This window comes from Gardnerella sp. CCPDSM (genome assembly GCF_056754715.1).
Genome location: NZ_JBQEQO010000044.1, coordinates 1 through 760, shown reverse-complemented (window position 1 = coordinate 760; position 760 = coordinate 1). Strand labels below are relative to the sequence as shown.

At 37.8% G+C, this 760-nt stretch carries 3 protein-coding genes; all 3 read left to right on the top strand.

Annotated features, from left to right (window positions below):
* On the top strand, nt 1–222 hold a 222-nt coding region (locus tag ACTJLE_RS06415; RefSeq protein ID WP_481267899.1), incomplete at its 5' end, for a hypothetical protein.
* Nucleotides 223–267: 45 nt separating this feature from the next.
* Nucleotides 268–450 carry a hypothetical protein gene (locus ACTJLE_RS06410; RefSeq protein WP_065189411.1) on the top strand — a complete coding sequence of 61 codons (183 nt, stop codon included), beginning with the start codon at nt 268–270 and terminating at the stop codon, nt 448–450.
* A partial coding sequence (locus ACTJLE_RS06405) for a toxin (protein ID WP_421792999.1) occupies nt 431–760 on the top strand: 330 nt, incomplete at its 3' end. The genes ACTJLE_RS06410 and ACTJLE_RS06405, both read left to right, overlap by 20 nt.

The window sequence follows — 760 nt, the reverse complement described above, 5'->3', positions numbered from 1 at the left end:
CAAAGCATTTATAAAGAGTATGGTATTCACGCTGGATGCAACTTTTACATGCATGGTAACAAGATTATAGATCCTGTTTGGCAAGACGGTGCAGGAGTAGACGCGGATATTAACTATGTGCAGATTATTGAAATGAACCAGGATGGTAAAGCTTCAAAATGGGGTTCTAACGCTCACATGGTGTTTAAAAACGGGATACTCATGAAAGTTAAATACTATTAAAAAGCGCGGGTGGAAGCGTTAAGTGAAAGTAGAGGAGAATTTGTTATGGAGAAACTCATTATTCCCACAAACAAAATAGTGGCTAATAAGGGCACGCGCTTAAAAGACGTGACAGAAAGTATTACAACACCTGTAGTTGATAATACGAAAATTTTATGCGAAATCAGCCACAAGCTGGATATTATTCTAAAAAGATTGGAGGAGAGTAGTGGTAAAACCGACAATTAGCTACGCGGTAGCTGTGCAAAAATATAAGGCTGAGTTAAACGAAAAAATAGTCGAGTTGAATAAGCAAATACCAATACCTACTTACATGATAGAAGGCATTGTTGCAAGCGTATTATCTGATATGCGTTCGGCGGTGATCGCGGAAAACTCGATGGAATATGAAGCGTATGTGAAACAGTTAGAAGACTATTTTAATTCTAGAGAACGCGAACTTAACGACGAAATTTTGAAAATAAAAGCCGAAAAAGACGAAAAAACTGAAAAAGATGAAGCGGCTGGGAAAAGTGAAGATGCTGAAGAATGTGTTAAG

What these genes read in the sequence shown, in the direction of transcription:
- ACTJLE_RS06410 (WP_065189411.1), top strand. Translation starts at nt 268, where the DNA reads ATGGAGAAACTCATTATTCCCACAAACAAAATAGTGGCTAATAAGGGC.